Origin of the sequence: Methylocystis sp. (genome assembly GCF_021731785.1) — a bacterium.
GTDB lineage: Bacteria > Pseudomonadota > Alphaproteobacteria > Rhizobiales > Beijerinckiaceae > Methylocystis.
The window spans coordinates 1-4,301 of the sequence record NZ_JAKFWS010000106.1 but is presented as its reverse complement, the minus strand read 5'-3'; the positions used below and the strand labels follow the sequence as shown (position 1 = coordinate 4,301).

Below are 4,301 nucleotides of genomic sequence, written 5' to 3'. Positions count from 1 at the left end.
GATCCAGGATTACAATTATACCGCGACGAAGGAAGCGATCGCGCGCGCCGTCAAGGGCGAGCCGAAGGCCTCCGAAGTCGTCGCCAAGCGCAACGAAGCCAAGCACCCCTTCGCGCCGAACTGAGCCGCGCGAAGAACATGCGCAGCGGGGAGTTCGAGGCTTCCCGCTCGCGCCGTCGACCGACGCGCGCCGATGCGGCGATGTGGCCGCGCAATCCGGCAGAGTTTGAAGTCTGGCGCGCTGTGGCGGTCGCCAGTAGAAATTCCGTCTTCCCTTAGGGAAGGCGCAACGAGGAAAAAGGGCACTCCGCGCGCGAACGTCTAAAGACGCCGCAGGGACGCGCAGGCACCGGAAGGGATGGGATCATGGCTTCGTTCTTTGAGAAAATACTGGGCGCGCTTTTTCCGAAGCCGTCGTCCAGCTTCACCTCCAGCAGCGCCAAAACCAGCGTCGGCGAATCGCTGATCGGCGACGGCAATGAGGTCGCGCATATCGACCTGATCATGGGTCCGCGCGGCTCGGCGGCCGAAAAGGCCTTCGCCAACGGCCTCGTCAACAACAAGGACGGCTTTACCACCCTCCTCGCCGTCGTTGCGCCGAACCTGTTGGTGAAGCCCTATACGATGATGTTCAACAAGGTGACCATCAAGAACGCCAAGCAGGCCGTTCAGATGTTCGGTCCGGCGCAATATGGCGTCGCCAAGGCCGTCGCCGACAGCGTCGCCGAGGGCGTCATTCCGATGAGCCAGGCCGACGACCTGTTCATCTGCGTCGGCGTCTTCATCCATTGGGACGCCAATGACGATCAGAAAATCCAGGACTTCAACTACTCCGCGACCAAGGAAGCCATCGCCCGCGCAATGAAGGGCGACCCGACCGCGCGCAACGTGCTCTCGGCCCGCGTCACCGCGAAACATCCCTTTGCCGCCAACTGAGCGGCGGCAGATCGCTTGCCGAAGGAGCCAAGGGAGCCTCAGGGCTCCCTTTTTTTTGCTCTGGCGTGAAGCGGTCGAGGTCGGCCCGCGTCAGACTGCCGTCGTGCAGCGCCGTCGCGATGAGCGCGCCAGCGGCGCCGATCGCTTCGAGGCGGGCAAGATCGCGCCCGTCGCGAACGCCGCCGGCCGCATAGACGCGCCGATCGCCTGCGCGCGCGATGATATTTGCAAGGCGGTCAAAATCCGGCCCGGCTCTGACGCCGACTCGCGTAAGCGTCATCACGATGACCCGATGCGGCCACAGCCGCTCGCAATCGATAAGCGCCGGGGGACCCAAAAAAACATCGTCACGAAAATCGAGAGAAAGAATGACGTCGGGATCGTCTTTCGCGACGGCCATGGATTCCCCATCACACAGGGTTTCGCTGCCGATCACGCAATCGATGCGCGGCACGCCGCGCCAGTCGCAAGATTTAGCGCCGGCGTCGATCATGAAGCGCAGCGCGGGAAAGCATTCGGTCAGTGCGCGGATGTCGCGGCGGTTGTCGCCGTTTCCCTCGATCGCGTCGAGATCGGCGACGTACATTTTCTCGAAGCGATGAACCGTCATAAAACCGGCGACGACATCGGCCGGCGCGCTCGTCGCCGCAAGCGGCGATGAGATCGGCTTGTAGCTAATGCGGTCGCCGGCGCGGGCGCGCATGACCGCGCCGTTGCGAATATCGATGACGGGAATGATCTGCATGGGGCATTATAGCGCGTCGCGCTCCTGCGGCGCTCGGCGGACTTCATGACCTATCGCAGCCTGGTTCTCGCTCTCGTTTCACTCGCATTCGCCCAAATCGCGACGGCGCACGCGCAGCAGCAGCAGCAGAGCCAGCCCGATTGGCCCTGTCGGCAGGTGCGCGTGCCCGAACTCGCAGTCGCCAGCGTCTGGACCGGCCCGCCGCTCGATGAGCCCATGAAACATTGGCGCGAGGACCAAACGCTGGCCGATCTGGTGGTCCGCGTTTCAGAGCGTCGCACCCCGATGGACGAGGCCGGGCAGCTCATCGCGCAATTCGCCAACGCGGCCGGCGACAGGCGCAAGGAGCGCCTGACAATGCTATTCGCCGGCGTCTACGAGCGCATGAACGACGAGCGGCACGACGTCGTCAACGGCCTCGATCGGTTTGGGCGACGCCTGAAAGACATGGCGGGGAAGGCGCGCGAGGAAACGCAGACGCTGCGCGACCTGCAGGATCGAAAGCCGCCAGACCCCGAAGCGATCAGGAAGGCGAGCGAAGCGCTGCAATGGCGTTTTCGGCTCTTCGAGGAGCAGCGGCGCATGGTTGGCTATGTGTGCGAAAGCCCGGCTCTGATCGAGCAGCGTTTCGGCGCGCTCGCGCGCATAATCCAGCAGAAGATGGAATAAGCGGCGGAACCCGATTGATCCGTTTGTTTGGCGTGTCATTCCGCTAGGCCAACGGCCCGACCGGGAATCCAGAAGCGATCAGAGAATCGCTGGCCTTACTCTGGATTCCCGATCGCTTCGCTCTGGCGGAGCGTCGGAAATGACAGCCCCAGCTCTCAATCGAAATCGCGCTTTACTCGCGCGGCTCGGGCTGGCGCTCCTCGACCGGATGCCCCGCTTGCTCCCAGGCGTCGGCGCCGGGCGGATACCACAGCACATTCGTATAGCCGAGCGTGAGCGCGCGTTTCGCCGCGTTCCACGACGCCCAGCAATTGGTGCGGCAATAGAACACGAGCGGCTTCGACTTGTCGCCGCCGCTCGCGCGCGTCAATCCTTGTTCGAAATAACGCGCCAGCGGCTCGGAGAGTTCGCCAAAGCCGGTGTCTGGAAGCCAGATGCTGCCAGGGATGTCGAAGCGTTTGGGATCGCGCCACACCGCGTTCTTGGGCAGCCCCTCGGGCTTTGGCGGACGCGACAGCGCGTCGATGAAGACCGCTTTCTTCCCGCTCCACAACTCGAACGCCTGCGGCGTGTCGAGCACCGTCGCGCCTTTAAGCGTTGCGGGCGTCGGCGCGTGATAATCGCCGAGGCGATAGGTTTCCGGCTCCGGCGGCGCTTGCGCGATAGCCGGCGATGCGCAAAGCGCGAAGGCTGCGGAAAGGGCGACAACGCCGCGCGCCAACGGGTTCGCCCAATTCATCGCGCAACCGTGATCTGATGTCCCGACTCGTCGAGCAGCGGGACGCCGTAATCGAGAAGGATGCGTTCCAGCTCGGCCTTGTTCTGCGCGACCAGCGTATTGAGCTCGCGCTTCCAGTTCTGATCGGCGTGGCGAACCCCGAAGCCGATGCGAAACGCCATGCGGGCGCCAGCCGTCTCAGGCAGCAGAGTCACATTCAGCTTTTCGCTCGAATGCTTGGCGTAGTAGCCGGCGATCGGTCCCCACAGCAGCGCAATGTCGATCTCTCCCTTCTCGAGATCGTGGATCATTGCGGCGCCCGAAGATTCAACGCGCGTGTCGACCATCAGCGGATAGGGCTTGACCGACGCCATCAAGCCGTTCATCGCCAGCACATTGCCCGGCGGCGTATTGGCGACGAGACCGATGCGATGCGGCTTTTCCTTCAGTCGAGGATCGTCGAGCGATTTTACGCCGTCGAGTTCCGAGCCCGCGCGCGTGACGATGGCGTAGGTCGTGCGGTAATAGGGATTGGTGGGTTGCACCAAGTCATTGCCTTGCGGCATGCCGAGGATGACGTCGCAAAGATGCGCATTTAGCGTGTTGCGCACGAAGCCGGTCGCGCCCGGATAATAGGAATAGGCGAGACTCTTGCCGCTCTTCTTTGCCAGGAATTCGGCGATGCGGTTCTCGAAGCCTTCGCCCTTATCGTTTGAAAAGGGAAGATTGTTCGGATCGGCGCACACGCGCAGCGTCTTGGGATCGACGAGTTCGATCGAACCCTGGTTGTCGTCGCCCTTGGCGCCGAAGTCCGGCCCCATATGTTGTGCGAAGGCAGGCGCCGCCGCAAAGAGGATTGCGGCGGCGTGAGCCCGGAAAAGCGCAGCCAAGCCGCGCCGGCGATGTTTGAAGCCGATCATGCGATCGTTTCGACGCCCTTTACTTCTGAGCCATGCACTCGGCCTCGGCCTTGGCGAAGGCTTCGGGGCGATCCTCTTTCTTGCCCGGACGGCCGGGCTCGATCGCACCGGTCGAGAGCGCGCGCAGATACACATATAGGTCGTCGATATAGCAGGCGGCGTTCTTGTTGTCGGCGAAAGCCGGCATGACGCTGTTGCCGTTCTGGCGGCCGCCGATGACGATGCCGGCGAATTCCGCGTAATTGAAACGCTTCACCGAATCCTTGAGCGCCGGCGCATAGGTCGAGCCGCCGCCGTTCGGACCGTGGCAGAC

Annotated in this window: 7 protein-coding genes; 3 read left to right on the top strand and 4 right to left on the bottom strand. The window is 63.2% G+C overall.

Features of this window, described 5'->3' with window-relative positions; translation table 11 throughout:
* Positions 1–124, top strand: a 124-nt coding sequence (locus QZ964_RS16100) for a formaldehyde-activating enzyme (RefSeq protein ID WP_292531418.1), incomplete at its 5' end; no start/stop codon positions are given.
* A gap of 242 nt (positions 125–366) precedes the next feature.
* Complete coding sequence (fae, locus tag QZ964_RS16095; RefSeq protein WP_292532727.1) at positions 367–936, top strand: formaldehyde-activating enzyme; 570 nt, start codon at positions 367–369, stop codon at positions 934–936.
* Here fae and QZ964_RS16090 read toward each other — a convergent pair.
* Positions 905–1,681: a HisA/HisF-related TIM barrel protein gene (locus QZ964_RS16090; protein WP_292532726.1), complete on the bottom strand. Its 777-nt coding sequence runs from the start codon at positions 1,679–1,681 to the stop codon at positions 905–907. The genes fae and QZ964_RS16090 overlap by 32 nt on opposite strands.
* 45 nt (positions 1,682–1,726) lie before the next feature.
* Between QZ964_RS16090 and QZ964_RS16085 the strand changes: the two genes are divergently transcribed.
* Entirely contained in the window at positions 1,727–2,350 is a 624-nt protein-coding gene (locus QZ964_RS16085; protein ID WP_292532724.1) for a hypothetical protein, read from the top strand.
* Between the two features lie 172 nt (positions 2,351–2,522).
* Here the strand turns inward: QZ964_RS16085 and QZ964_RS16080 are convergent, their stop codons facing one another.
* The 3 genes from QZ964_RS16080 to QZ964_RS16070 form a co-directional block, all read right to left on the bottom strand.
* Entirely contained in the window at positions 2,523–3,089 is a 567-nt protein-coding gene (locus QZ964_RS16080) for a PQQ-dependent catabolism-associated CXXCW motif protein (protein WP_292532723.1), read from the bottom strand.
* On the bottom strand, positions 3,086–3,988 hold the full coding sequence (locus QZ964_RS16075; protein ID WP_292532722.1) for a substrate-binding domain-containing protein: 903 nt from the start codon (positions 3,986–3,988) through the stop codon (positions 3,086–3,088). Before QZ964_RS16075 ends, QZ964_RS16080 begins: the two co-directional genes overlap by 4 nt.
* Before the next feature lie 19 nt (positions 3,989–4,007).
* Positions 4,008–4,301 (bottom strand): cytochrome c (locus tag QZ964_RS16070; protein ID WP_367119285.1); only part of this gene is annotated, 294 nt, incomplete at its 5' end.

Coding starts and splice junctions, on each gene's coding strand:
- QZ964_RS16090 (WP_292532726.1), bottom strand. CDS start 1,681: ATGCAGATCATTCCCGTCATCGATATTCGCAACGGCGCGGTCATGCGC.
- QZ964_RS16080 (WP_292532723.1), bottom strand. CDS start 3,089: ATGAATTGGGCGAACCCGTTGGCGCGCGGCGTTGTCGCCCTTTCCGCA.
- QZ964_RS16085 (WP_292532724.1), top strand. CDS start 1,727: ATGACCTATCGCAGCCTGGTTCTCGCTCTCGTTTCACTCGCATTCGCC.
- fae (WP_292532727.1), top strand. CDS start 367: ATGGCTTCGTTCTTTGAGAAAATACTGGGCGCGCTTTTTCCGAAGCCG.
- QZ964_RS16075 (WP_292532722.1), bottom strand. CDS start 3,988: ATGATCGGCTTCAAACATCGCCGGCGCGGCTTGGCTGCGCTTTTCCGG.